Annotated in this window: 22 protein-coding genes and 1 tRNA gene; 5 read left to right on the top strand and 18 right to left on the bottom strand. The window is 69.7% G+C overall.

All coding sequences use genetic code 11. The features are described from left to right. Nucleotides 1-3: 3 nt before the first annotated feature. The gene (locus tag ACGFWE_RS14595) at nucleotides 4-1,329 is read right to left on the bottom strand and encodes an ABC transporter substrate-binding protein (protein WP_352384292.1); all 1,326 of its coding nucleotides are present in this window, start codon (nucleotides 1,327-1,329) and stop codon (nucleotides 4-6) included. A gap of 372 nt (nucleotides 1,330-1,701) precedes the next feature. Here ACGFWE_RS14595 and ACGFWE_RS14590 point away from each other — a divergent pair, with 372 nt between their 5' ends. After that, nucleotides 1,702-2,757 carry a LacI family DNA-binding transcriptional regulator gene (locus ACGFWE_RS14590; RefSeq protein WP_057609685.1) on the top strand — a complete coding sequence of 352 codons (1,056 nt, stop codon included), beginning with the start codon at nucleotides 1,702-1,704 and terminating at the stop codon, nucleotides 2,755-2,757. 70 nt (nucleotides 2,758-2,827) lie between these two features. Here the strand turns inward: ACGFWE_RS14590 and ACGFWE_RS14585 are convergent, their stop codons facing one another. Continuing rightward, nucleotides 2,828-3,724 (bottom strand): SDR family oxidoreductase, encoded by an 897-nt coding sequence (locus tag ACGFWE_RS14585; RefSeq protein ID WP_393600075.1) that lies wholly within the window; start codon nucleotides 3,722-3,724, stop codon nucleotides 2,828-2,830. Between the two features lie 161 nt (nucleotides 3,725-3,885). Here ACGFWE_RS14585 and ACGFWE_RS14580 point away from each other — a divergent pair, with 161 nt between their 5' ends. Continuing rightward, nucleotides 3,886-4,761, top strand: a complete 876-nt coding sequence (locus ACGFWE_RS14580) for a LysR family transcriptional regulator (protein ID WP_393600074.1) — start codon at nucleotides 3,886-3,888, stop codon at nucleotides 4,759-4,761. A gap of 49 nt (nucleotides 4,762-4,810) precedes the next feature. On the opposite strand, the gene ACGFWE_RS14575 is transcribed toward ACGFWE_RS14580, so the two are convergent. The 4 genes from ACGFWE_RS14575 to ACGFWE_RS14560 form a co-directional block, all read right to left on the bottom strand. Continuing rightward, nucleotides 4,811-4,886, bottom strand: a tRNA-His gene (locus tag ACGFWE_RS14575). A gap of 75 nt (nucleotides 4,887-4,961) precedes the next feature. Further along, the gene (gene orn / locus ACGFWE_RS14570; RefSeq protein WP_352384285.1) at nucleotides 4,962-5,564 is read right to left on the bottom strand and encodes an oligoribonuclease; all 603 of its coding nucleotides are present in this window, start codon (nucleotides 5,562-5,564) and stop codon (nucleotides 4,962-4,964) included. A gap of 118 nt (nucleotides 5,565-5,682) precedes the next feature. After that, entirely contained in the window at nucleotides 5,683-6,912 is a 1,230-nt protein-coding gene (locus ACGFWE_RS14565; RefSeq protein WP_352384283.1) for a helix-turn-helix domain-containing protein, read from the bottom strand. A 377-nt stretch (nucleotides 6,913-7,289) separates the two neighbouring features. Continuing rightward, on the bottom strand, nucleotides 7,290-7,595 hold the full coding sequence (locus ACGFWE_RS14560; protein WP_352384281.1) for a hypothetical protein: 306 nt from the start codon (nucleotides 7,593-7,595) through the stop codon (nucleotides 7,290-7,292). Between the two features lie 335 nt (nucleotides 7,596-7,930). Here ACGFWE_RS14560 and ACGFWE_RS14555 point away from each other — a divergent pair, with 335 nt between their 5' ends. Then, nucleotides 7,931-8,458 (top strand): universal stress protein, encoded by a 528-nt coding sequence (locus tag ACGFWE_RS14555; RefSeq protein WP_393600073.1) that lies wholly within the window; start codon nucleotides 7,931-7,933, stop codon nucleotides 8,456-8,458. A gap of 77 nt (nucleotides 8,459-8,535) precedes the next feature. Here the strand turns inward: ACGFWE_RS14555 and glmS are convergent, their stop codons facing one another. Both glmS and ACGFWE_RS14545 read right to left on the bottom strand, forming a co-directional pair. Then, nucleotides 8,536-10,353, bottom strand: a complete 1,818-nt coding sequence (gene glmS / locus ACGFWE_RS14550) for a glutamine--fructose-6-phosphate transaminase (isomerizing) (protein WP_352384278.1) — start codon at nucleotides 10,351-10,353, stop codon at nucleotides 8,536-8,538. Between the two features lie 13 nt (nucleotides 10,354-10,366). Then, entirely contained in the window at nucleotides 10,367-10,624 is a 258-nt protein-coding gene (locus ACGFWE_RS14545; protein ID WP_352384276.1) for a hypothetical protein, read from the bottom strand. Nucleotides 10,625-10,789: 165 nt separating this feature from the next. On the opposite strand from ACGFWE_RS14545, the gene ACGFWE_RS14540 reads away from it, so the two are divergent. Continuing rightward, the gene (locus ACGFWE_RS14540; protein ID WP_393600072.1) at nucleotides 10,790-12,352 is read left to right on the top strand and encodes a purple acid phosphatase family protein; all 1,563 of its coding nucleotides are present in this window, start codon (nucleotides 10,790-10,792) and stop codon (nucleotides 12,350-12,352) included. Nucleotides 12,353-12,410: 58 nt separating this feature from the next. Here the strand turns inward: ACGFWE_RS14540 and ACGFWE_RS14535 are convergent, their stop codons facing one another. From ACGFWE_RS14535 to ACGFWE_RS14490, 10 genes are all read right to left on the bottom strand, one after another. Next, complete coding sequence (locus ACGFWE_RS14535) at nucleotides 12,411-14,183, bottom strand: IucA/IucC family protein (RefSeq protein ID WP_393600071.1); 1,773 nt, start codon at nucleotides 14,181-14,183, stop codon at nucleotides 12,411-12,413. Continuing rightward, nucleotides 14,180-14,740, bottom strand: a complete 561-nt coding sequence (locus ACGFWE_RS14530; RefSeq protein ID WP_352384270.1) for a GNAT family N-acetyltransferase — start codon at nucleotides 14,738-14,740, stop codon at nucleotides 14,180-14,182. Before ACGFWE_RS14530 ends, ACGFWE_RS14535 begins: the two co-directional genes overlap by 4 nt. Next, nucleotides 14,737-16,014 carry a lysine N(6)-hydroxylase/L-ornithine N(5)-oxygenase family protein gene (locus ACGFWE_RS14525; RefSeq protein WP_393600070.1) on the bottom strand — a complete coding sequence of 426 codons (1,278 nt, stop codon included), beginning with the start codon at nucleotides 16,012-16,014 and terminating at the stop codon, nucleotides 14,737-14,739. Before ACGFWE_RS14525 ends, ACGFWE_RS14530 begins: the two co-directional genes overlap by 4 nt. After that, nucleotides 15,998-17,440, bottom strand: a complete 1,443-nt coding sequence (gene desA, locus ACGFWE_RS14520; protein ID WP_352384267.1) for a lysine decarboxylase DesA — start codon at nucleotides 17,438-17,440, stop codon at nucleotides 15,998-16,000. The genes ACGFWE_RS14525 and desA overlap by 17 nt, the downstream gene beginning before the upstream one ends. 140 nt (nucleotides 17,441-17,580) lie before the next feature. Beyond that, nucleotides 17,581-18,414 (bottom strand): siderophore-interacting protein, encoded by an 834-nt coding sequence (locus ACGFWE_RS14515; RefSeq protein WP_393600069.1) that lies wholly within the window; start codon nucleotides 18,412-18,414, stop codon nucleotides 17,581-17,583. Nucleotides 18,415-18,448: 34 nt separating this feature from the next. Beyond that, nucleotides 18,449-19,495: an ABC transporter substrate-binding protein gene (locus ACGFWE_RS14510; protein ID WP_393600068.1), complete on the bottom strand. Its 1,047-nt coding sequence runs from the start codon at nucleotides 19,493-19,495 to the stop codon at nucleotides 18,449-18,451. A 131-nt stretch (nucleotides 19,496-19,626) separates the two neighbouring features. Beyond that, the gene (locus ACGFWE_RS14505; protein WP_393600067.1) at nucleotides 19,627-20,787 is read right to left on the bottom strand and encodes an acyl-CoA dehydrogenase family protein; all 1,161 of its coding nucleotides are present in this window, start codon (nucleotides 20,785-20,787) and stop codon (nucleotides 19,627-19,629) included. A 7-nt stretch (nucleotides 20,788-20,794) separates the two neighbouring features. Next, the gene (locus ACGFWE_RS14500) at nucleotides 20,795-21,715 is read right to left on the bottom strand and encodes a hydroxymethylglutaryl-CoA lyase (protein WP_393600066.1); all 921 of its coding nucleotides are present in this window, start codon (nucleotides 21,713-21,715) and stop codon (nucleotides 20,795-20,797) included. Then, nucleotides 21,712-23,646: an acetyl/propionyl/methylcrotonyl-CoA carboxylase subunit alpha gene (locus ACGFWE_RS14495; protein ID WP_393600065.1), complete on the bottom strand. Its 1,935-nt coding sequence runs from the start codon at nucleotides 23,644-23,646 to the stop codon at nucleotides 21,712-21,714. The genes ACGFWE_RS14500 and ACGFWE_RS14495 overlap by 4 nt, the downstream gene beginning before the upstream one ends. A 6-nt stretch (nucleotides 23,647-23,652) precedes the next feature. Then, the gene (locus tag ACGFWE_RS14490; RefSeq protein ID WP_393600064.1) at nucleotides 23,653-25,269 is read right to left on the bottom strand and encodes a carboxyl transferase domain-containing protein; all 1,617 of its coding nucleotides are present in this window, start codon (nucleotides 25,267-25,269) and stop codon (nucleotides 23,653-23,655) included. A gap of 98 nt (nucleotides 25,270-25,367) precedes the next feature. On the opposite strand from ACGFWE_RS14490, the gene ACGFWE_RS14485 reads away from it, so the two are divergent. Next, the gene (locus ACGFWE_RS14485) at nucleotides 25,368-25,961 is read left to right on the top strand and encodes a TetR/AcrR family transcriptional regulator (protein ID WP_352384254.1); all 594 of its coding nucleotides are present in this window, start codon (nucleotides 25,368-25,370) and stop codon (nucleotides 25,959-25,961) included. The last annotated feature ends 22 nt before the right edge of the window (nucleotides 25,962-25,983 follow it).

The following is a 25,983-nucleotide window of genomic DNA, read 5'->3' as shown; positions in this document are numbered from 1 at the left end:
CGGTCACTTCTCCAGGTTGTTGTCGATGGTCTTGGTGGCCGTCTCCCAGGCTTCCTTGGCCGACTTGCCCTTCGTGACGAGGATGACGCCGTTGTCGGTCAGACCCTGCTGGATGATCTGGTCCTTCGGGCCGATCACCTGCGTCGGGATGGCCTTGGCGGCCTCGGCGAAGATCTTGCCGATGGGCGCGTCACCGGTCATCGTGTTCTTCGCGTCGGTGACCAGGGGCAGGTCGTAGGCGGCGGACGAGCTCGGGAAGCTGCCCTGCACGCTGAACAGCTTGGCCTGCTGCTCCGGCGCGGTCAGCCAGGTGATCAGCTTCTCCGCCTCCTTCACGTGCTTGCCGCTCTTGGGCACGGACAGGAAGGTGCCGCCCCAGTTGCCGGACTTGGGCGCGGCGGCCACGTCCCACTTGCCGGCGGACTCGGGAGCCGACTTGCCCTTGAGGTAGCCGAGCATCCACGGCGGGCAGGCGATCGCGGCGAACTTGCTCTTGGCGATCGTCGTGTCCCAGGCCGGCTGGAACTGCGTCTGCGCTCCGACCAGTCCGTCCTTGGCGGCCTTCGCGGTCAGGTCGAAGGCGTTCTTGATGGCCGGGTTCGACTTGTAGATGACCTCGCCGGAGGCGTCGTAGTACTTGTCCTTCTCACTGCTGACGATCGCGTTGAGCAGACCGCCGGGCGAGTCCATGAAGGTGGTGCCCGCGGGGGCCTTCTTCTTGTAGGTCGCACCCGCGTTGACGAGCTTGTTCCAGTCGCCCGCCCACAGGTTGCCGACCTCTTCGCGGTCGGTGGGCAGACCGGCCTGCTGGAAGAGGTCCTTGCGGTAGCAGATCGCCATCGGGCCGATGTCGGTGCCGAGGCCGATGGTCTGGCCGTCCTTGGTGGTGGCCTGCTGCCACTTCCAGTCCACCCACTTGCTCTTGTCCACCCCGGCGACCTTGGACATGTCCACCAGCTTGTCCGCGTTGGTGGAGACGACCTCGGCGATGTTGCCGACCTCGATGGCCTGCACGTCCAGGAGACCGCTGTTGGTGGTGAGGTGGTTGACGAGAGCCGGGTAGTAGTTCTCGTTCCGCTCGACCACGTTCTCCTGGATCTTGATGTCCGGGTGGAGCTTCTCGTACTCCTTGTAGAGCCCGGCCTCCTTGAAGCCCTGGGTGCCGAAGAGGCCGAGGGTGATCGTGGTCTTGCCGCCGCCGCCGTCCGACGACGAACCGCCGTCGTCGTTGCCGTCGTCGGCACAGCCGGCCAGCAGCCCGGCGCCCAGCGACGCGACGGCCGCGAGGACAACCACCCTGTTGCGGGCGGTTCGGGTACGTGCTCGCATTGCGTCCTCCTGTTGCCCTGACGTGCCGACCCCCCGGCCAACTGCGTTGTTGGGCCCGTTAGTTCTAAGCTGCGGCTCGGGCGGGGAACGTGCGGGATGTTTATGTGTCAGGTACCGTGGGAGCGCTCCCACCGGTGATGTGTTGAAGGTTCGCGGGTTGGAGCGAGGGTGTCAAGGGCGTCGACGCGGAGAGGTGCGTTCAGTTATCAGCCCGTTAACTGGAACGCCTCGGCCCGCCCGGGGAGTGCGGGCAGGGTCCTTTCCGGGCCGCGGCGGGGCTCTGGAGCTCACAGCCACCGGTGACGTCCACCTCATCAGGCAGGACTGTTAGATTCCAGGCCAGCTAAGAAAGACGGCGGGGAGGCGGAGCCCATGGCAAGCCACGGAGCGCGGAGTCGAAGCGGTGGCCGGCCCACCCTCGAAGAGGTCGCCGCGCGCGCCGGCGTGGGCCGGGGGACCGTTTCCCGGGTGATCAACGGTTCGCCCCGGGTCAGTGACGCCACCCGGGCGGCGGTCGAGGCGGCGGTGGCGGAGCTCGGGTACGTCCCGAACACGGCCGCGCGTGCCCTGGCGGCCAACCGTACGGACGCGATCGCACTGGTCGTGCCCGAACCGGAGACCCGGTTCTTCGCCGAGCCGTACTTCTCCGACATGCTCAAGGGCGTCGGCGCGGAGATCTCGGAGACCGAGATGCAGCTCCTGCTGATCTTCGCGGGCAGCGACCGCGAACGCCGCAGGCTGGCCCAGTACCTGGCCGCGCACCGGGTCGACGGCGTCCTGCTGGTGTCGGTCCACGCCGACGACCCGCTCCCCGACCTGCTGTCCCAACTGGAGATCCCGGCCGTGATCAGCGGCCCGCGCTCGGCCGCCGAGACGCTCCCGTCGGTGGACTCCGACAACTACGGCGGCGGCCGCTCGGCGGTGGAGCACCTGCTGGCCGGCGGCCGCCGCGCGATCGCACACATCACGGGCCGCCTCGACGTGTACGGCGCCCAGCGGCGCGTCGACGGCTACCGGGACGCGCTGCGCGACGCGGGCCACGAGGTGGACGAGCGGCTGATCGAGCCCGGTGACTTCACCGAGGAGGGCGGCCGCCGGGCGATGACGAAGCTGCTGGCCCGCCGCCCCGACCTGGACGCGGTCTTCGCCGGCTCGGACGTCATGGCGGCCGGTGCCCGCCAGGTCCTGCGCGAGGAGGGCCGCGGCATCCCCTCGGACGTGGCCCTGATCGGCTACGACGACTCGGCCATAGCGCGCCACATGGACCCGCCCCTCACCAGCGTCCGCCAGCCCATCGAGGAGATGGGCCGCCACATGATCGACCTCCTCCTCACGGAGATCGCCGACCGCCGCCCGGCCGTCTCCCGGGGGCTGGAGCGCAGGCAGGTCGTCCTGGCCACGGAACTGGTGGCGCGGGCGTCGTCCTGACCCCTTCCCCTGCTGGAGGCGGAGGGCCGCTCAGGAGGCTGACCCCTTCCCCTGCTGGAGGCGGAGAGCCTCAGGCCGTCCTGAAGTAGTGGCCGGACTTCAGGTCCGGGATCAGGGCGGGGTGTTCCGGCCGCCAGCCGAGCAGCTTTCGTGTGAGTGCGCCCGAGGCCCGCATGTCGACGGCGGCGAAGTGGCCGAGCCAGCCGAAGTGGTCCGCCGCCTCCTCGGGGGCCACGCTCGTGACCGGCACATCGAGTCCCCGCCCGATGGTCTCGGCGATCTCGCGGAACGGCACCGCCTCGTCGCCGATCGCGTGCAGCCGTACGCCCGCCGGCGCCGCCTCCAGGGCGAGCCGGAACAGCCGGGCCGCGTCGAGCCGGTGGACGGCGGCCCAGTGGTTGGAGCCGTCACCCACCATGGCCGAGACGCCCTTGCCGCGCGCGAAGTCGATGAACATGGGCACGAAGCCGGTGTCGCCCTCGCCGTGCACGCTCGGGGGAAGCCTCAGCACCGACGAACTCACCCCGCGCTCGGCGAGCGCGAGCGTCGCGGGCTCCGAGGCGTACCGGTGCTTGCCGGGGGAGTTCGGGTCGGCCGGGTCCTCCTCGGTGCCGATGCGCCCGGGCGTGGTCAGCAGTCCCGAGGTGACCACGAAGGGCTTGCCGGTGCCTTCGAGCACGTCGCCGATGGCCTCGATGGCCTTCAGATCGGCCTCCCCCGAGGCGGTCAGGTCGGTGAAGTCGTGGATGAACGCCAGGTGGGCGACCCCGTCGGCCGCCTCGGCACCCCGGCGCAGACTGTCGAGGTCGGTCAGGTCCCCGCGGTGCACCTCCGCTCCCGCGGCCTTCAGCGCCTGGACGGACCGCTCCGACCGGGCCAGGCCCACGACCTCGTGCCCGGCGCCGAGCAGTTCACGGGTGACGGCGGAGCCGACGAAGCCGGTCGCGCCGGTGACAAATACACGCATTGGTGATCCTTCGCTGTGGCGAGTGAGGGATTCAGCGTGCGAAGAAAAGGCCGCCCCAGTCCAAAGCTTGTTTCGCATCACGCAATACACATCAGGCATGACAGCAGGCAGAGGCCGGTTTCACCGAAGAACGGCCGTGCACCCCTGCGTATGCTTCAGGCATGACCGACCTCGACCTCCGGCTGGTCCGGTACTTCACGGCCGTCGCCGAGCACCGGCACTTCGGGCGGGCCGCCGACGCGCTGCACATCACGCAGCCGTCGCTGAGCCGGCAGATCCGCCGTCTCGAACAGCAGCTGGGCGCCCGGCTGTTGGAGCGCACCCCGCAGGGGAGCCGGCTGACCGAGGCGGGGGAGGTCTTCCTGCCGCGGGCGAAGGCACTGCTGCGCTCGGCGGCCCAGGCGGCGAGCCTTGCCCGGGCGGCCGCTGAGCCGAGCCGGATCACCGTGGGGTACACGTCGGGGATCATCGTCACCCCGGCGGTGCGCGCACTGCGCGAGCGCTTCCCGGACGCCGACGTCAGGACCGCGCACGTCGACTGGGCCGAGCGGACCACGGCCCTGGCCGAGCTCAAGGTCGACGTCCTGGTGACCCGGCTGCCCTTCCCGACCGACGGGGCACAGGTGACAGTCCTCTACGACGAGCCCCGGGTCCTGGTGCTCCCCGTCGGTCACCGTCTCGCGGGCAAGGAGTCCGTGACCCTCGACGACATCGCCGACGAGCCGCTGGTCCGGGTGGCCGACCCGGTGTGGAACGCGTACTGGCGCATCGACCCCCGCCCGGACGGCCGCCCCGCACCCGACGGTCCGCTGGCCGCCGCCCTGGAGGACAAGTTCGAACTCGTCGCCTCCGGACAGGCCCTGGCCATCACGGCGTTGCCCCGGGCTGGCACGCTCCGCCCCGATGTCACCACGGTCCCGCTGCACGGTGTCGAGCCGGCCCATGTGGTGCTCGCGGCCCGCGCCGAGGAGCGGAGCCGGCTGGTCGTGGCCTTCCGCAAGGCCGCGCGGACCCTTCTCAAGGCGTCCGGTTCCTGAAACGACCTCAGCCGGTGACCTTGTCTCCAAGGTCACCGGCTGAGGTGAATGGGGTGAGTGACGGGACTTGAACCCGCGACTTCCTGGACCACAACCAGGTGCTCTACCAGCTGAGCTACACCCACCATGTTCGGCTGTCCTGGTTTCCCTGACCGGCCGAGAAAAAGTGTACAGGGTCCGAAGGGGTGCTCGCGCACGCCTTATCGCGCGGGCAGCACGTGCTTCGCGGCGATCGTCTTCGCGGTGTCGGAGTCGGGTCCGGGCTGCGGGACGAAGATCGCCTCGCGGTAGTAGCGCAGCTCCACGATGGACTCGCGGATGTCGGCGAGGGCGCGGTGGTTGCCGTTCTTGTCGGGGCTGTTGAAGTAGGCCCGCGGGTACCAGCGACGGGCGAGCTCCTTGACGGAGCTGACGTCCACGATCCGGTAGTGGAGGTAGTCCTCCAGGGTGGGCATGTCCCGGAGCAGGAAACCGCGGTCGGTGCCCACGGAGTTGCCGCACAGCGGGGCCTTGCCGGGTTCCTTGACGTGCTCGCGGATGTAGGAGAGGACCTGCTCCTCGGCGTCGGCGAGGGTCGTGCCGCCGGACAGCTCCTCGAGCAGCCCGGACGCGGTGTGCATCTGACGCACCACCTCCGGCATCGTCTCCAGCGCCTGGTCCGGCGGGCGGATGACGATGTCCACACCGTCGCCGAGCACATTGAGCTCGGAGTCGGTGACGAGGGCGGCAACCTCGATGAGCGCGTCGTCGGACAGCGAGAGGCCGGTCATCTCGCAGTCGATCCACACCATGCGATCGTTCATGCGAACACCCTACGGCTGACGTCTGTGTTTGTGGTCCCCGCGTCGGCGCCCCGCGTCGCTGCCGGGCGACCGAAAACGCCGGGCGCGGCCTTCACAGGCCGCGCCCGGCGTCAGGGCGTCACGTGCCGCTGCGCTGGCCCGGCAGGCTCGCCCGGCCTCCGCCGACGTACAGCTCGCGGCCGTTCTCGGAGTGCGGGCCCACCGGGGCGGGGGTGCGGCGGCTCTGGATCGGCACCGGACCGCTCTCCGGGTGCAGCTGTACCGGCGCGCCGGGCGCGGGGCCCGTCGGGCCCCCCACCGGACCGTCGCTGTCCACCGGCTTGTCGCCCTGCGGACGGCGGGCCCGGTACGCGGCCCGGTAGGCGGCCGGGGACGAGCCCAGCTGCCGCCGGAAGTGCCCGCGCAGCGCCACCGGCGAGCGGAAGCCGCAGCGCCCCGCGACCTCGTCCACCGAGTAGTCCGACGTCTCCAGCAGCCGCTGCGCCTGCAGCACCCGCTGCGTGATCAGCCACTGCAGTGGCGCCGAACCCGTCAGTGAGCGGAACCGGCGGTCGAACGTACGACGGCTCATGTACGCCCGCGCCGCCAGTGTCTCCACGTCGAACTGCTCGTGGAGGTGCTCCAGCGCCCAGGCGACGACCTCGGCGAGCGGGTCGGCGCCGATCTCCTCTGGTAAAGACCTGTCGAGATAGCGCTCCTGACCGCCCGAGCGGCGCGGCGGGACCACAAGTCGGCGGGCCAGTGCGCCGGCCGCCTCGTTGCCGTGGTCCGTCCGCACGATGTGGAGACAGAGGTCGATTCCGGCCGCGGTACCGGCCGAGGTCAGTACGTCGCCGTCGTCCACGAAGAGTTCTCGTGGATCCACGTGCACCGACGGGTAGCGCTTGGCCAGCGTCGGCGCGTACATCCAGTGTGTCGTCGCGGGGCGGCCGTCCAGCAGGCCCGCGGCCGCCAGCACGAAGGCGCCGGTGCACAGACCGACTATGCGGGCGCCTTCCTCGTGCGCCCGGCGCAGCGCGTCGAGCGCATCCTCCGGCGGCGGTGAAGTGATCGAGCGCCAGGCCGGTACGACGACCGTGCCCGCTCGTGAGATCGCTTCCAGGCCATGCGGTGCGGTGAGTTCCAGGCCCCCTGTGGTCCGCAGTGGGCCTTCCTCGCCGCCGCACACCAACAGGCGGTAGCGCGGTACGCCGGCGTCCTGGCGGTCAATCCCGAACACCGACAAAGGTATGGAACTCTCGAAGATGGGGCCGCCGCTGAACAGCAGCACCGCGACGATCTCCTTGCGGCGTCGCCCGGAGAGTTTCCGGGCCGCGGCTTCCGGCGCGGCGGTGGAGTCGTGGCTCATACTGCTAAGCCCCCCTCGGTGGTCGCGGCTCCTCGGTTGTGTCGCTCCTGCACGTTTCCCCTCGGTCCTGCACGAGTCCCCCGCCGTAAGACGTCAAGATCGAATCTACTGTGTTGCGTGGTGCCGACGTGACCAGTTCGTCATCCGGCACATTGTCGACATGGCAACTTGGCGTAAAGCATTCGATCACGAAGCGTTGCACTCGTGGGCCGTGCAGGGAAGTGCGCCTTGTGGCAGTGGCTAATCCACGTAGGGTGCGCAGGGCTCCGGAGACCCTATCCCTGCAGGTGGAACGGGGGTTGGGGGGTGGTTGGACCAAGGGACACGCCCAACACGGAAGTTGGCTGAAAAGAATCGTCGCGGTGCATGGAAACCGGTCAGCCGCCCGGTGTATTTCCCCCGGTGTGACGACCGCCTCGACGGGCCCCGGCACCGCTCCTGTGGTGACGGCCACGGCGGGGCTCGGGCTCCTCGGCGTGCAGGCGGGCCGCGCCGCGCTCCGACTGGCGCAGGAGGATACGGCAGACGGCCGTGACGGCGGCGAGGCCGAGGGCGGTGCCCGTCGCGCCGGCCAGTGAGGTGCCGTACCAGACGAGCACCACGGGGACGACAACGCAGCTGAAGGCGGCCCAGCGGACCACGTCCGTGGCGGAGTCTTCGGAGGGCGGTCGGTGTCCGGTCATCGCGTGCTCCCTGTGGCGTCTCCCCGAGGCGTGGCTCACGGGTTCAACGCCTGTTCGACCCTTCGGTCACTGTGTCGAGGGGCCGTCCGGGGGTCCGGGGCGGGGGCCGGGGCGTGAATCCCGTGCAAACCGCCTGTACAGGACAGCAACCATTGCGTTACGGGCGCCCCCTCGTGCATGCTCCCTGGAACCCCCACGGACGGTGTGCGGGCTCTGGGCGAAGGAGGCTTCGCGCCGTACCCTTGGGGGTATGGGGTTGGGAAGATGATTCCCGGACACAGCTCCGCCGCACACTGTCGTCCCTCCCACACAAGGATCACAACGCCGAGACAGCCATGGCCGGTCACGAATTCTTCGAACACGCGGACCGCAAGCGGCCTGTCGCCGACCCCACGGCGGCCGAGCCCCTGGCGGCGGAAGAGCCACGCCACTCCTGCGACCCCGCCTTCAAGCACGGCGTCGTGGTCGGCTTCGACGGCTCCACATCCAGCGAGCGCGCCCTGTCGTACGCGATCGGCATGGCCCATCGCTCCGGCTCGGGCCTGATCATCGTGCATGTCGCCAACCGGCTGCCCACCACCGTGTGGGCCGGCTGCGAGCCACCGGTCTTCGTCGACGTGCCGGACCACCGCACCGAGGTGCTCGGCCTGGAACTCGCCTGTGCGGACTATCTGTCCGAGGTCCCCTGGATCCTCGTCGAGCGCGGCGGAGACATCTGCCACGAACTCGAGGAGGTGGGGCGGGAGTACGAGGCGGACGCGATCGTCGTCGGCTCCACCCACGGCCTCGTCGGGCGCATCTTCGGCTCCGTCGCGGGGCGGCTCGCCAAGCGGGCGAAGCGGCCCGTCATCGTGATCCCGTAACTCTTCACTCGTCGAGCAGAGACGGACCCCCCGTGCGTCACGGGGGGTCCGTCCTCGTTGTGCGGCCCGAGCGGCTGCTACTCGACGGTGACCGACTTCGCGAGGTTCCTCGGCTTGTCGATGTCCCGGCCGAGGGCAAGTGCCGTGTGGTAGGCGAGGAGTTGGAGGGGGATGCCCATCAGGATGGGGTCCAGTTCGTCCTCGTTCTTGGGGACCACGATCGTCTCGTCGGCCTTCTCCTGGTGCTGGTGGGCGACCGCCAGGATCCTGCCGCTGCGGGCCTTGATCTCCTCCAGGGCGGCGCGGTTCTTCTCCAGGAGGTCGTCGTCGGGGACGATCGCCACCGTGGGCAGGGCCGGCTCGATCAGGGCCAGCGGGCCGTGCTTGAGCTCGGAGGCGGGGTAGGCCTCCGCGTGGATGTAGGAGACCTCCTTGAGCTTCAGGGAGGCCTCGCGGGCCACCGGGTAGCCCCGCACCCGGCCGATGAAGAGCATCGAGCGGGCCTCGGCGTACTCCTCGGCCAGCTTCTTGATGTGCTCCTCCTGCTCCAGCATCTCGGTGATCTGGGCGGGCAGCTTGCGCAGGCCCTCGATGATCCGCTTGCCGTCCCGCACGGACAGGTCGCGAGTGCGGCCGAGGTGCAGGGCGAGCAGGGCGAAGGCCACCGTGGTGTTGGTGAAGCACTTCGTGGAGACCACGCAGACCTCGGGGCCGGCGTGCACGTAGATGCCGCCGTCCGCCTCGCGGGCGATCGCGGAGCCCACCACGTTCACGACGCCGAGGACCCGCGCGCCCTTGCGCTTGAGCTCCTGGACGGCCGCGAGGACGTCGTAGGTCTCACCGGACTGGGAGACGGCGATGTAGAGGGTGTCGGGGTCGACGACCGCGTTGCGGTAGCGGAACTCGGAGGCCGGCTCGGCGTCCGCGGGGATGCGGGCCAGCTCCTCGATCATCTGGGCGCCGATCATGCCCGCGTGGTACGAGGTGCCGCAGCCGAGGATCTTCACACGGCGGATCTGCCGGGCCTCGCGGGCGTCCAGGTTGAGGCCGCCGAGGTGCACGGTGGAGAACCGGTCGTCGATGCGGCCGCGCAGCACGCGGTCCACGGCGTCGGCCTGCTCGTGGATCTCCTTGTGCATGTAGGTGTCGTGACCGCCCATGTCGTAGGAGGCGGCCTCCCACTCGACGGTGGTGGGCTCCGCCGTCGTGCGGGTGCCCTCCGTGGTGTAGGTGCGGAAGTCGTCGGCCTTGAGGGTGGCCATCTCGCCGTCGTCCAGCGTCACGATCTGCCGGGTGTGGGCGACCAGCGCGGCGATGTCCGAGGCGACGAACATCTCCTTCTCGCCGATGCCCAGGACGACCGGGGAGCCGTTGCGGGCCACCACGATGCGGTCACCGAAGTCGGCGTGCATCACGGCGATGCCGTAGGTGCCCTCGATCACCCGCAGGGTGTCGCGGACCTTGTCCTCCAGCTTCTCCGCCTGGGAGCGCGCGATGAGGTGGACGAGGACCTCGGTGTCGGTCTCGGAGAGGAACTCGACACCGTCCGCCTCCAGCTTGCGGCGCAGGTCGGAGGCGTTGTCGATGATGCCGTTGTGGACGACGGCGACCTTGCTGTCGGCCGACATGTGCGGGTGGGCGTTCACGTCGGAGGGGGCGCCGTGGGTGGCCCAGCGGGTGTGGGCGATGCCGGTCGTGCCCTTGAAGCGGGCCGGGACCTTGGCCTCCAGGTCACGCACCCGGCCCTTGGCCTTGACCATCTTCAGCCCGGCCGTCTTCGGCGAGGTGACGACGATGCCCGCCGAGTCGTAGCCGCGGTATTCGAGGCGCTGCAGGCCCTCCAGGAGCAGCGGGGCGACATCACGCTTCCCGATGTATCCGACAATTCCGCACATATAGCTGTGTCCCCTAGCCGTAGACCATGCGGCGCAGCTGCCTCAGCGTCAGCTCCGGCGGCGCCACCGCTCGGTATTTCAGATCCGCCTCGATCCGTTCGAAGATCTCCGCGTTCACCAGGCCCTGGGCCTGGAGTTCGCGGTGGCGGCGACGGACGTAGTCCTCCGTCGTCTCGTCGAAGAAGGCGAGCACGTCCTGGATCACGCGCAGCGCCTCGCCCCGGCTGAGGGGCGTGGACCGCGTCAGATGATCAACAAGTTCGTCGTGCACCCGGTAGATCCTGGGGGACCGGAAGCCGTTTCGCAAGAATTCTGCCCGATATCGGGCAAGTGGCTGTTGATGTTCTTATGAACGTCTGTTCGCGAGCTGTCCACCCTGTGTCCTACACCCCGTTGCCCCGACAGACGAGTTTCAGACGCCATGGACATTCCTCGCATGGGAGTACCCGACGAGCTCGCCGAGCGCATGAGCATGGCCGAGCAGCACGAGTACCTGCACACCAAGTTCTCCCGGCGCACCATGATCAGGGGCGGCACCGTCACGCTCGGCGCCGTCGTGGGTGGCGCGTTCGTGCCGGGTGCTGTCGCCCAGGCCGCCACGCCGACCCGGACTTTTCCCGCCACCGAGAGCGTCGACGGCGCCCTCGTCGCCCCCTTCGGCCGTCACCTCGCCTACGGCAACGACGCGCGCACCGAGATGACCGTCTCCTGGCAGGTGCCGGTCGCGGTCAAGAAGCCGTTCATCCGGATCGGCGCCCGCCCCTGGGACCTCTCCCGCAAGATCGAGGCCGAGGTGCGCACCCTGTACACCCCGGCCGGTGTGGGCGCGAGCGCCGACCACACCCAGTACTACCTGCACGCCAAACTGAGCCACCTCCGCCCCGGCCAGACCTACTACTACGGCGTCGGCCACCAGGGCTTCGACCCCGCCGAGCCGCACCTGGCCGGCACCCTGGGCACCTTCACCACCGCGCCCGCCCACAAGAAGCCGTTCACCTTCACGGCCTTCGGCGACCAGGGCGTCGGCTACCACGGCCTGGCCAACGACAGCCTGCTCCTCGGCCAGAACCCGGCCTTCCACCTGCACGCCGGCGACATCGCCTACGCCGACCCGGCCGGCCAGGGCAAGTCCGCCGACACCGGCTTCGACTCGCGGGTGTGGGACCAGTTCCTCGCCCAGACCGAGTCGGTCGCCAAGTCCGTGCCGTGGATGGTGAGTTACGGCAACCACGACATGGAGGCCTGGTACTCGCCCAACGGATACGGCGGCGAGGAGGCCCGCTTCACCCTCCCCGACAACGGGCCGGACAAGAAGCACCTGCCGGGCGTCTACTCCTTCGTCCACGGCAACACGGCGATCATCTCGCTGGACCCGAACGACGTCTCCTTCGAGATCCCGGCCAACCTCGGCATCTCCGGCGGCACCCAGACCACCTGGTTCGAGGGGCAGCTGAAGAAGTACCGGGCCGCGAAGGACATCGACTTCATCATCGTGTTCTTCCACCACTGCGCCTACTGCACCTCCACCGCGCACGCCTCGGAGGGGGGCGTGCGCCAGGAGTGGGTGCCGCTGTTCGAGAAGTACACGGTGGACCTGATCATCAACGGTCACAACCACCAGTACGAGCGCACCGACGTCATCAAGGGCGACAAGGTCGCCAAGAAGCTCCCGATCGGCGGGACTGCGTACCCCGAGACCGAGGGGGTCGTCTACGTCACCGCGGGCGCCGCGGGCCGCAGCCTGTACGCCTTCTCCGCGCCGGACTCCTACGAGGGGCACCTCAACGAGCAGGAATCCGTCGCCTCCTTCATCAACACCAAGGACGGCAAGGTCAACGAGACCGTCGCCTGGTCCCGGGTGCGCTACCTCAACTACTCGTTCCTGCGCGTGGACGTGGAGCCCGCGGCGAAGGGCCACTACGCCAAGCTGAAGGTGTCGGGCATCGCCGAGACCGGTGACCGCATCGACCACTTCACGGTGGCACGCCGGGCCAAGTAGTCGGGGACGGGGCCCGGGAGGACCGTACTCCCGGGCCCCGCCTGTCAGTTGGGGCCTCCTACAGGCCCGCGATGGGGTTGTGCAGCGTGCCGACCAGCTGGAGCGCGCCGGACGGGTCCGCGAGGTCGACCATCTGCCGGTTGTTCCGCAGCTGGAGGCGGTTGAGGCAGGACAGGGCGAACTCGGGCGCGAACATGTCGTACTGCGCGAACTTGTCCGCCAGTTCCGGCACCGTGCGCTGGTAGTCGCGGGTGACCTCGGCGACCGTGCGCCAGAAGTCCTCCTCCTCCAGGATTCCCTCGGTGGCGAGGTTCGCGGCGAGGAAGCGGAAGAAGCAGTCGAAGACGTCCGTGAAGATGGAGAGCAGCTTCTTGTCGTCGGGGACCTCCACGCGCAGCCGCTCGACCGCCGGCGGCAGTACCGCCTCCGGGTCCATGACGGCGATCTCCTCGGCGATGTCCTTGTAGATCGCCCGCTCGACCACGCCGTCCTGCAGGACCAGGATGACGTTCTCGCCGTGCGGCATGAACACCAGGTCGTAGGCGTAGAAGCTGTGCAGCAACGGGGTGTAGTAGGCGCGGAGGTAGCGGCGCAGCCAGTCCGTCGGGGTGAGCCCCGACCGCTCGATGAGGGCGCCCGCGAAGGACCGGCCCTCGTGGTCGATGTGGACCAGGGAGGCCATGGTGGCGAGCGACTCGCCGTCCTGGAGGGACGGGACCGGGCTCTCGCGCCACAGCGCGGCCAGCATCTTGCGGTACGGCGAGTAGCGGTCGGTCGCCTGCTCGTACTCCAGGTGCCGGTAGCCCACGGCCGCCCGCTCACGGATGATCGTCAGGCCCGTCGACTTCAGTACCGGGTCGCCCTCGATGAGGCCGGCGAGCCAGTCGTTGATGGCCGGGGTCGCCTCCATGTACGCGGCCGACAGTCCGCGCATGAAGCCCATGTTGAGGACGGACAGGGCCGTCTTCACGTAGTGCTTCTCGGGGTGGGACCGGTTGAAGAAGGTCCGGATGGACTGCTGGGCCAGGTACTCGTCGTCGCCCTCGCCGAGACAGACCAGCAGTCCGCGGGCGACCTCGGCGGCGAAGGTGACGGTGAGCTTGTTCCACCACTGCCAGGGGTGGACCGGTATGAGGAGGTAGTCGGCCGGATCCAGGCCCTTGTCGCGCAGGACGCCGTGGAAGCGCTCGACGGTGTCCTCGCCCAGCTCCTGGCGGACGAAGGACTCGTACTCGATGCCGACCCCGGCCGTGAACGCGGCGCGCGAGCGGTGCGCGGCGAGCCAGACCAGGCGGACCGGGCTCGCGGTCTCGGGGGCGTACGAGAGGTACTCGTGGATGCCGAAGCCGAGCCGTCCGTTGTTCGCGACGAAGCAGGGGTGGCCCTCGGTCATGCCGGTCTCGATGTCCTGGAAGGAGCTCTTCGTGAGCTCGGCGACCGGGACCGGGGGTTTGGTGAGCTTGTAGCAGGTGCCCGAGAGGGTGGAGGAGATCTCCTCCAGGTAGACGGGCAGGATCTCGTCGCTCAGGCCCAGGGTCTGCTTCAGCTCGATGAAGAAGTCCAGGGCGGCGAGGGGGAGTTCGGTGCCGTCGCGGTGCCGGGTGATGGAGTCGGCGTCGACCTGCCAGTGGTCCAGGGCGCGACGGACGGCTGTGAAGTCGTAGCGGGTCTTGCCGTCGTCGCTGCGGACGACGTACTGGTCCTTGTCGGTCTCCTCGGGCTCGATCAGCCGCTCGTGCGCGAACTCGGCGAGGGCCTTGCGGACCAGCAGGCGGTTGGCCACGTCCCAATGCGCGGGGGAGAGGTGGGCCACGGCGTCGGCGAGGCTCATGCGGACACTCCCGTCGCCGCCACGCTGTGTTGAATTTCAAAGAAGCGCTCCCGCGTGCAGAAGCTCAACAGGGCCTTCTTCTCCGGCTTCTGGATCTCGCGCTCGGGCACGAACCCGACCGCCTCGTTCAAGGCGTGGACGGCCTTGTTGGAGACGTCCGGCTCCACGACGACCCGTTCGACGGCCGGGTCCTCGAAAAGGTGGGCCATCACGGCGGTGATGACGGACCGCGTGAAGCCGTGGACGGGCCGGTCGGTCGCCGGGGTCAGGAAGTGCATGCCGATGTCACCGGGCCGAGGCTCGTACAGCCCCACCAGTTCGCGGTGGGCGGGGTCGTACTTCTCCATCAGGAACGCGGGCTCGCCGTCCTCGTCGAGACCCAGCAGCGCGTGGTGGTGCTCGTCGGCCGCGATGTCCATGTACGCGCGCTCGACGTCCTCCAGTTTCGCGTCCTGCATCATCCAGAACGCGGCCTTGGGGTGGGTGACCCAGCCGTGCAGCAGCTCGGCGTCCTTCAGGGGGTCGAGGGGGCGGAAGGTGAAGGTCGTCCTGCTCATGCGGAAAACTCCTGGAACGCGATCGTCTTCTCGACCGGGTAGTACTCGGTGCCGAGCAGCTCTCGGATGATGCAGCTGTTGCGGTAGGCGCCCATGCCCAGGTCGGGGCTGGTGATGCTGTGGGTGTGGACACCGGCGTTCTGGAGGAAGACGCCTCTGCCCGTGACGTCGATCGCGTAGGTGCGGGACACGTCGAAGTTGCCGTGGGAGTCGTACACCAGGCGGTCCTTGACCGGGGTCAGGAAGTCCGGCTCGGCGTACTTGTAGCCGGTCGCGAGGACGAGGCCCTGCGACTCGATCTCGAAGTCCTTCTCCTGCTCCTCCTGGCGGAAGGCGAGCGTGTACGTGCCGTTCTCGTGACGCGCGCTGTTCAGCGAGGAGTTGGTGAGCAGCCGGGTGGGGACCGGGCCGCCGAGGTTCTTCTGGTAGAGCAGGTCGAAGATCTCGTTGATGAGGTCGCCGTCGATGCCCTTGAACAGGCCCTTCTGCTCGGCGGTGAGCCGGTAGCGGGTGGCCTCGGGCAGCTCGCGGTAGTAGTCGATGTACTCCGGGGAGGTCATCTCCAGCGTGAGCTTGGTGTATTCGAGCGGGAAGAAGCGCGGGGAGCGGGTCACCCAGTTCAGCCGGTAGCCGTGGACGTCGATCTCGCCGAGGAGGTCGTAGTAGATCTCGGCGGCGGACTGACCCGAGCCGACGAGGGTGATCGACTCCTTCTTCACCAGCTCGCTTCGGTGCTGCACATAGCGGGAGTTGTGGATGAAGTCGCCGCCCAGTCCCTGGCAGGCCTCCGGGATGTACGGCGGGGTGCCGGTGCCGAGGACCAGGTGGCGGGCGCGGAACTCCTCACCGGCCGCGGTCTTCACGACGTAGAGCTCGCTCTCGTACGTCACCTCGGTGACCGTCGTGTTGAAGCGGACACTGGTCAGTTTGTTCGCGGCCCAGCGGCAGTAGTCGTCGTACTCCACCCGCAGCGGATAGAAGTTCTCGCGGATGTAGAACGAGTACAGCCGGCCCTTCTCCTTCAGGTAGTTGAGGAAGGAGTACGGCGAGGTCGGGTCGGCGAGGGTGACCAGATCCGACATGAACGGGGTCTGGAGGTGGGCGCCGTCCAGGAACATGCCGGCATGCCACTCGAAGTCGGGCTTCGAGTCCAGGAAGACGCCGTCGAGTTCGGGGATGGGCTCGGTGAGGCAGGCCAGGCCGAGGTTGAAGGGGCCCAGCCCGATGCCCACGAAGTCGTAGGTCTTGGACGGGGTTTCAGGACGCGCGGTCAAGGGACTCTCCCAGGTACTGCTCGGCGTGGCCGGCGATCAGGTCGAGGACGGCCGAGATGTCCTCGGCCGTCGTCTCGGGGTTGAGCAGGGTGAACTTCAGGTAGTGACGGCCCTGGACCTTCGTGCCCGCGACCACCGCGTCGCCGGAGGCGAACAGGGCCTTGCGGGCGTACAGGTTGGCGCGGTCGATCTCGGCCGGGTCGGTGACCGAGGCCGGGATGTAGCGGAAGACGAGCGTGGACAGACTCGGTGCGACGACCACGTCGAAGCGCGGGTCGGCGGCGAGCAGTTTCCAGCCCTCGACGGCCAGGTCGCAGACCTCGTCGAAGAGCTGCCCGATGCCGTCGGCGCCCATGACGCGCAGGGTCATCCACAGCTTGAGCGCGTCGAAACGGCGGGTGGTCTGGAGGGACTTGTCCACCTGATTGGGGATACGTTCCTGCACCATGCGGCGCGGATTGAGGTACTCCGCGTGGTAGGTGGCGTGACGCAGGGTCGAGGAGTCGCGGACCAGCACGGCGGACGAACTCACCGGCTGGAAGAAGGACTTGTGGTAGTCGACGGTGACCGAGTCGGCCCGCTCGATGCCGTCGATGCGGTCCCGGTACTTGACCGAGGCGAGCAGTCCGCAGCCGTAGGCGGCGTCCACGTGCATCCAGGCGCCGTACTGCTCGCACAGCTCGGCGATCTCGGGCAGCGGGTCGATGGAGCCGAAGTCGGTGGTGCCGGCGGTGGCGACGACGGCCATCGGGACCAGGCCGTCGCGACGGCAGCGCTCCAGCTCACGGGCGAGGGCGACGGTCTGCATCCGCTTGTCGTGGTCGACGGGGATCGAGACCACGGCGTCCTGGCCGAGGCCGAGCAGTTTGGCCGACTTCTTGACGCTGAAGTGGCTGACCTCGGAGGCGAAGACGCGCAGCCTCGCCAGGGAGTCGGTCTTCGCCTCCTCGCGGGCCAGCAGCAGCGCCTGGAGGTTGGACTGTGTCCCGCCCGAGGTGAACACGCCGTCGGCGACCGGGCCCAGTCCGATGCGTGCGGTCGTCCAGTCGATCAGCTTGCGCTCGATGAGGGTGCCGCCGGCCGACTGGTCCCAGGTGTCCAGGGAGGAGTTGACGGCGGAGAGGATGGCCTCGCCGAGCACGGCCGGGATAACGACCGGGCAGTTGAGGTGGGCGAGGTAGCGGGGATGGTGGAAGTAGACCGCGTCCCGCAGGTAGACGTCCTCCAGCTCGTCGAGCACCGCCGTGGTGTCCAGCAGGGGCTTGTCGAGGTCGATCCCGTCGATGCGGGGGGAGAGGGCGTCGACGGTGATGCCGGTGAACGGCCTGGTGGTGGTGGCGAGTTTGGCCGCCACCCGCTCGATTCCTTCGGTCACGGAGCGGCGGTAGCTCTCCGCGGTCGTGTCATTGAGCAGGTGCGAGCGCATGTGGGGGCCCTCCGGTGGGGAAATCCATGCGGGACGGGGCAGGAGCGGGGCGGTACCCCGGCTTCAACTTAGGTAAGCCTAACCTAATTAACGAGAGCCGAAACCTGCCCCACCCGTGACCGGCGTCACGTCGCGGGCAGTTACTCGGCCGCCCGCAGCTGCTCCTCGGTCATCCCCTGCCGCCAGTACCCGACGAAGGTGACCCGGCGCCGGTCGATCCCGCGCTCCCGCACGAAGTGCCGGCGCAGTTCCTTCACGCACCCGGACTCGCCCGCGATCCAGACGTACGGCCGCTCGGCGTGCGGGAGTTGGGCGGCGCGGAGGGCGTCCAGGGCCAGGGGGGAGCACGGGGCGCCGGCCGGGTCGGTCACCAGCCAGGTGATCTCGGCGTCCGCCTCGGTCACGAGGTCCTGGATGTCCCCGGCATCCTGCACCTCCAGCCAGACGCGGGCGCGCTGTCCGGCGGGGAGGGCTTCGAGGATCGCGGAGACGGCGGGTAGGGCGGTCTCGTCCCCCCACAGCAGGACGAGATCGGTGTCCTCGGGCGGCCGGAACCGGATCGCCCGGTTGTCGGCGACGGCGGGCCCGAGCAACTGGACCCGGTCGCCCGCGGCGGCCCGCGCGGCCCACCGGGAGGCGGGTCCGGCGGGCTCGTGCAGCACGAAGTCGATGTCGATCTCGTCGGGGTCCCGGCGGAGCCCTCGCAGGGTGTACGACCGCATCACGGCCCGTACGTCGTCGGGGAGTTCACGCCAGGCCTGCCACCAGCCGTCCCCGAGCTCGACGGGAACCCCGGGCTCGGTCCGGCCCTCGGCGGGGAGGAACAGGGACAGCGACTGGTCGCGTCCGTCGGAGAAGAAGTGCTGGAGATCCTCCCCGGTGAAGCTGACCCGGACCAGAGACGGCCCGAGCCGCCTCGTCCGTACGACCTGGAGGGAGAAGAAACGGAACGGGGCGGCCACGGCCGTCGTCATGTCGGGCTCCTGGGGCTCAGGAAGTGCTACGGGGTCAGCTGACCTTCTTCGCGGTCTCGATCGCCTTGGCGAGGTTCTCCACCATCGCCACGCACTTGTCGTACGACAGGATCGGCTCCGGCGACCGCGCGATGACCTGCCCCGCCTTGACCGCGGGCAGCTTCTTCCAGGTCGCCTCGGTGATGTCGGCCGGCTGGATCGTCGCCGTACGGTCGTCCATCATGATGATGTCGGCCGCGTACTTGTCGACGTTCTCCCAGCTCAGCGACTCGTACCAGCCGCCGGAGGCCTTGAGCACGGACGCCGGGGGCTCCACGAAGTTCACGCCGAGCGCCTTGAAGTACTCGAGGTCGATGGACAGGTTGGAGCCGGAGACGTAGAAGACGTCCTGGGCCGCGGATCCGGCGAGCACCTTGATGTCGGGGTGGGCCTTGGCGGCGGCGCGCAAGCGCTCCGAGGCCGACTCGAACCGCTTCTTGGCGTCGGTGACCTTCGCCGCCGTCATGTCGGCGCCGAGGGACTCGGCCAGCTCCCACACCCGCTGCAGGGGCGTGGTGATCTGACGGTCGTACACGGAGACCGCGACGCTCGGCGCCAGCTTGGCGATCTTGGACGCGGAGGCCGCCGGGACGTACCAGAGGGTGCCGGCGCTGTCGAAGGTCGTGGTGATGAGGACCTCGGGCGCGAAGGCCGCGTACTGCTCGACGTTGAACTGGTCCCACACGTTGCCGAAGACGGTCAGCTTGCTGACGTCCATGTCGCCGGCCTGGACGTCGGCCTTGCCGTCCTTGGTCTTGGTGGGGCCGAAGACGCCCGTGACCTCGATGTCGTAGTCGTGGAGCGCGGCGGCGACGCCGACGAAGGCGACGATCTTCGTGGGGACCTTGTCGAGCTTCACGGTGGTGCCGCGGTCGTCCTTGAAGGTCCACGCCCCGGACTTCGCGGCCGTGGCCCCCTTGCCAGAGCCCTCGCTGCCGGAGTCGTCGTCACCACAGGCCGCGAGCACGGCGCCGAGGCCGAGTGCGCCGCCCGCGGCGAGGATGCCACGGCGGGTGAGGTGGGCGGCTCGTGCGTTGGACATGTATGGCTGCTTTCGAACGGGGCGAAGCGCCCGCCGGACAAGTTCGAAGGTAGGTTAGCCTAACCTCATCAATTGTCCAGAGGGCGGGGCGCCGCCCCGTCGAAGCGGTGAGTTGCCCGGTGGGCTTTGGTCTAACCGACAAGCCCCAACTCGCGTGCGATCAGCATCCGTTGGACCTCGCTCGTGCCCTCGCCGATCTCCAGGATCTTGGAGTCGCGCCACATACGGGCGACCGGGTACTCGTTCATGAAGCCGTAGCCGCCGTGGATCTGCGTGGCGTCGCGGGCGTTGTCCACGGCGATGGTGGAGGAGTACAGCTTGGCGAGGGCCGCCTCCTTCTTGAAGGGCTCACCGGCGACCAGGCGCGAGGCCGCGTCCCGCCAGGAGAGGCGGGCCGTGTGGGCCCTCATCTCCATGTCGGCGATCTTGAACTGGATCGCCTGGTTGGCGCCGATGGGCCGCCCGAAGGCCTCCCGCTCCTTCGCGTACTTCACCGACTCGTCCACACAGCCCTGCGCGAGCCCGGTCGCGAGGGCGGCGATGGCGATCCGGCCCTCGTCGAGGATGCGCAGGAACTGGGCGTAGCCGCGGCCCTGTTGGCCCAGCAGGTTCGCCGCCGGGACCCGGACGTCGGAGAAGGACAGCTCACGGGTGTCGGAGGCGTTCCAGCCGACCTTCGAGTACGGCGCCGCGACCGTGAAGCCCGGGGTGCCGGACGGCACGATGATCGAGGAGATCAGGGGCTTGCCGTCCGGCTTGCGCCCGGTGACGGCGGTGACGGTGACCAGGCCCGTGATGTCGGTACCGGAGTTGGTGATGAAGCACTTGGTGCCGTTGATGACCCACTCGTCGGTGTCCGGGTCCAGGCGGGCCGTCGTCCGGGTCGCCCCGGCGTCGCTCCCGCCGTCCGGTTCCGTGAGGCCGAACGCGCCCAGGATCTCGCCCGAGCACAGCCGGGGGAGCCACTCGCGCTTCTGCTCCTCGGTGCCGAACAGGTGGATCGGCATGGCGCCCAGGGAGACGCCGGCCTCCAGGGTGATCGCCACCGAGGAGTCCACGCGCGCGAGTTCCTCCAGCACGAGGCCGAGCGCCAGGTAGTCGCCGCCCATACCGCCGTACTCCTCGGGGAACGGCAGCCCGAACAGGCCCATGCGGCCCATCTCGCGGACGATCTCGTACGGGAACTCGTGGTGTTCGTAGTACTCGCCGATCTTCGGCGCCACTACGTCATGGGCGAACTCCTCGACGGTACGGCGGAGTTCTTCCAGCTCGGGGGAGAGGCGGTGGTCCATCGGGGGTTCACTCCTGGTGGGAGAGGGCGCGGACGGTGCGGGACGGGCTGGGTCGGCCCAGGTGTTCGGCCATCCAGGCGCTGGTGGCGACGAGACGGCCGAGGTCGACACCGGTGTCGATGCCGAGACCCTGGAGCATCCACACGAGGTCCTCGGTGGCGAGGTTGCCGGTGGCGGACTTGGCGTACGGGCAGCCGCCGAGGCCGCCCGCGGAGGCGTCGACCGTCGTGACCCCGTGTTGCAGGGCCGCGTAGGTGTTGGCCAGTGCCTGGCCGTAGGTGTCGTGGAAGTGCACGCCCACCTTCTCGACCGGGACGTCGAGTTCGCTCAGCAGCGCGCGTACGTGCCCCGGCGTCGCCACTCCGATGGTGTCGCCGAGGCTCAGCTCGTCGCAGCCCATGTCGAGCAGGGCGCGGCAGACCCTGGTGACCTGGGGGACCGGGACGGCGCCCTCCCACGGGTCGCCGAAGCACATCGACAGGTAGCCGCGCACATGCACACCCTCGGCCTTCGCCCGCGCGACGACCGGCTCGAACATCGCCAGGGCCTCGTCGACCGTGCGGTTGAGGTTGGCCTTGGCGAAGGACTCGGTGGCGCTGGCGAACACGGCGACCCGACGGGCTCCGAGGGCCAGCGCGCGGTCCAGGCCCCGTTCGTTCGGGACGAGCACCGGGAGGTCCACGGGCAGATCGGCGATCTGCGGGAACAGCCGCTCCGCGTCGGCGAGTTGAGGCACCCACTTGGGATGGACGAAGCTCGTCGCCTCGATCGTGGTGAGCCCCGCGTCGGCCAGGCGGCGCACGAACTCCGCCTTGACCTCGGTGGGCACGGTCGACTTCTCGTTCTGCAGGCCGTCGCGGGCGCCGACCTCGTGGATGCGGACGCGGGCCGGGAGCCCGCTCTCCGGTACGACCATGGGGAGTGTCATCGCTCGTCCTCCACGGGGGTGATGTCCACGGGGGTGATGACCGCCAGCACCTGGTCCATGGCGACCGTGGTGCCCGGCGTGACGTCCAGCTCGGCGACCGTGCCGGCGTGCGGGGCGGAGATGACGTGCTCCATCTTCATCGCCTCGACGACGAGCAGACTCTGCCCCGCGGCCACCTCGTCCCCGACGGCCACCTTCACGACGGTCACCGTGCCGGGCATGGGGGCGGTGAGGGATTCGGCGCCGGCGTGCCCGCCGCGGGTGAGGGACGCGGCCACCGGGTCGTGGTCGCGGACGTGCCAGGCGTCGCCGTCCCGGCCCACCCAGTCGCCGGCCCGGTGGAAGGTGTGCCGGACACCGTCGAGGGTGACGGTGACCTGGTCGTCGGTGACGGTGTGGGTGCCGCGCGGGACGTACTCCACGGGCTCCTGCACGCTCAGCGGGAAGCCGACGGCCTTCGTGAACCCGGAGCCCCCGAGCCGCCAGCCGCTCGGCACCGAGAACGGATCGGTCCAGCCCTCTCCGCGCGGACGCAGCGCCTCGAGCCGTACGGCCGCCGCCGCCTCGTACACCTCGTCCGGTACGTCCGTGGAGACCAGGTCGTCCACCACGCGCTCGACCAGACCGGTGTCCAACTCGCCCGCGACCACCGCCGGATGGGCCAGCAGCCGGCGCAGGAACCCCGCGTTGGTCTGCACGCCCAGGGTGACCGTCCGCGCGAGGGCCGCCCGGAGCTTCCTGAGCGCGGTCGCGCGGTCCGGGCCGTAGGCGATGACCTTGGACAGCATCGGGTCGTACAGGCTGCCGACCTCGGTGCCCTCGCTGAGCCCGGAGTCGGTGCGCACACCGTCGCCCTGGGGTTCGTGGAGGCGGAGCACGGTGCCGCCGGAGGGGAGGAAGCCCTTCGACGGGACCTCGGCGCAGATCCGGGCCTCGATCGCGTGCCCGGTCAGCCGGACCTCCTCCTGCCCGAACGGCAGCCGCTCGCCCGCCGCCACCCGCAGCTGCCACTCCACCAGGTCCAGGCCGGTGATCAGCTCGGTGACCGGGTGCTCCACCTGGAGACGGGTGTTCATCTCCATGAAGTAGTACGACGACGGGTCGTCGCCCGGCACGATGAACTCCACGGTGCCCGCGCCCCGGTAGCCGCAGGAGCGGGCCGCCTCGACCGCCGCCTCGCCCATCGCCGCGCGCGTGTCCTCGTCGAGGAGGACGCTGGGTGCCTCTTCGATGATCTTCTGGTGCCGGCGCTGGAGGGAGCACTCGCGCTCGCCGAGGTGGATCACGTTCCCGTGGCCGTCGGCCAGCACCTGGATCTCGATGTGCCGGGGCCGGTCGACCCACCGCTCCACGAGCAGGGTGTCGTCGCCGAAGGAGGTGCGGGCCTCGCGGCGGGCGGCGGCGATCTCCTCCTCCAGGACGGTGAGATCCCGGACCAGCCGCATGCCCTTGCCGCCACCGCCCGCGCTCGGCTTCAGGAGCACGGGGGCGCCCAACGCGCGCGCGGCCTCGGCGAGTTCGGGGTCACGGCCGCCGGGGACGACCGGCACTCCGGCCGCCTCGACCGTCTCCTTGGCGCGGATCTTGTCACCCATCAGGGCGATGGAGTCCGCCGTCGGCCCGATGAAGACCAGCCCGGCTGCTTCGCACGCACGCGCGAAGGCCGCGTTCTCGGCGAGGAAGCCGTACCCGGGGTGGACGGCCTGGGCGCCGGTGCGGGCGGCCGCCTCCAGGAGGCGCTCGGCGGACAGATAGCTCTCCGAGGCCGGCGCCGGTCCCAGCCGTACGGCGGTGTCGGCCTCCCGGACGTGCCGCGCGTCGGCGTCCGCGTCGGAGAAGACGGCTACCGACCGCACGCCCAGGGCGCGCAGGGTGCGGATGACGCGGACCGCGATCTCGCCCCGGTTGGCGACAAGCACTGTGTCAAACATGGGTCCTCACATCCGGAAGACGCCGAACTGGGGGTCGCCCAGCGGCGCGTTGGCGCATGCGGTCAGGGCCAGGCCGAGCACCTGACGGGTGTCGAGCGGGTCGATGACCCCGTCGTCCCAGAGGCGGGCGGTGGCGTAGTAGGCGTTGCCCTGACGCTCGTACTGGGCGCGGATCGGGTCCTTGAAGGCGTCCTCGTCCTCGGCGGACCAGCTCTCGCCCCGCTGCTCCGACTGGTCCCGCTTGACGGTCGCGAGGACCGACGCGGCCTGCTCGCCGCCCATGACGGAGATCTTGGCGTTGGGCCACATCCACAGGAAGCGGGGGGAGTAGGCCCGGCCGCACATGGAGTAGTTCCCGGCGCCGTACGACCCGCCGACGACCACCGTCAGCTTGGGCACGCGCGTGCAGGCGACCGCGGTCACCATCTTGGCGCCGTGCTTGGCGATGCCGCCCGCCTCGTAGTCCTTGCCGACCATGAAGCCCGAGATGTTCTGGAGGAACAGCAGCGGGATGCCGCGCTGGTCGCACAGCTCGATGAAGTGGGCGCCCTTCTGGGCCGACTCGGAGAACAGGATGCCGTTGTTGGCGACGATCCCCACGGGGTGGCCGTGGATCCGGGCGAAGCCGGTGACCAGGGTCTGCCCGAACTCGGCCTTGAACTCGGCGAAGCGGGAGCCGTCCGTGATGCGCGCGATGATCTCGCGGACGTCGTAGGGGGTGCGGGAGTCCACCGGCACCGCACCGTAGAGACCGTAGGGGTCCACCTTGGGCTCCACCGCGGGCTCGACGGACCACGGCAGCGGCCCGCGCGCGGGAAGGGTCGCGGCGATGTTCCGCACGATCCTCAGCGCGTGGGCGTCGTCCTCGGCGAGGTGGTCGGTGACGCCGGAGATCCGGGAGTGCACATCGCCGCCGCCGAGCTCCTCCGCGGTGACGACCTCGCCGGTGGCGGCCTTCACCAGCGGGGGACCGCCGAGGAAGATCGTGCCCTGGTTGCGGACGATGACGGCCTCGTCGCTCATGGCGGGGACGTAGGCGCCCCCGGCCGTGCACGAGCCGAGCACGGCGGCGATCTGCGGAATGCCCGCGCCGGACATCCGGGCCTGGTTGTAGAAGATCCGCCCGAAGTGCTCGCGGTCCGGGAAGACCTCGTCCTGCATGGGCAGGAAGGCGCCGCCGGAGTCCACGAGGTAGATGCAGGGCAGCCGGTTGTCGAGGGCGACCTCCTGCGCGCGCAGGTGCTTCTTCACCGTCATCGGGTAGTACGTGCCGCCCTTGACGGTGGCGTCGTTGGCGACGATCACGCACTCGCGCCCGCTCACCCGCCCGATCCCGGCGATGACCCCGGCGGCCGGGGCCTGTCCGTCGTACATCCCGTCGGCGGCCAGCGGGGCCAGCTCCAGGAAGGGCGAGCCGGGGTCGAGGAGGGTGTCGACCCGGTCCCGGGGCAACAGCTTCCCGCGCGCGGTGTGCCGCTCGCGCGCCCTGTCCCCGCCGCCCAGCCCGGCCGCCGCGAGCTTGTCCCGCAGCTCGTCCACGAGGGCCCGATGGGCCTCCTCGTTGGCCTTCCAGGCCTCGGACGCGGGGTCCGCCGCGCTCGCCAGCTCGGGTGCCTGATCCATGTCCTCGCGGTCCCCTCACCCAGTGATCGCCTGTTAATGAGCGTTAACCATTTCCTTCAGGTTAACGACCGCTAACCTCCCTGTCTAGAATTGCTTGCATGGCCACGAGAACCGACGCCCCCACCCGCCGCGAGCAGATCCTCAAGGAGGCCGCGCGGCTGTTCGCCGAGCGCGGGTTCCACGGCGTGGGCGTGGACGAGATAGGCGCGGCGGTCGGAATCAGCGGCCCCGGGCTCTACCGGCACTTCGCGGGCAAGGACGCGATGCTGGCGGAGCTGCTGGTCGGCATCAGCGGCCAACTGCTGACGGGCGGGAAGAGAAGGGTCGCCGAGTCGGGCGAGGGGGACCCCGAGACACTGCTGGACTCGCTGATCGAGGGCCACATCGACTTCGCGCTCGACGACCGCCCCCTGATCACCCTGCACGACCGGGAGCTGGACCGCCTCCGGGACAGCGACCGCAAGCTGGTGCGTCAGCTGCAGCGGCAGTACGTCGAGCTGTGGGTGGAGATCCTGCGCGAGGTCTACCCCGGCCTCGCCGAACCCGCCGCCCGCTCGGCCGTGCACTCCGTCTTCGGGCTCCTGAACTCCACCCCGCACCTGGGCCGCCCCGGCTCGCTCCCGGGGCGCGGCGCCACCGCGGAGCTGCTGCACCGCATGGCCAGGGGGGCGTTCGCGGCCGCGGCGGCGTGACGAGCGTTACGGGATCACCTCT

The organism is Streptomyces sp. NPDC048523 (assembly GCF_043199815.1).
In the GTDB taxonomy this organism is placed as follows: domain Bacteria; phylum Actinomycetota; class Actinomycetes; order Streptomycetales; family Streptomycetaceae; genus Streptomyces.
The sequence above is the reverse complement of the archived record's forward strand: the minus strand, read 5'-3'. Positions and strand labels throughout refer to the sequence as shown.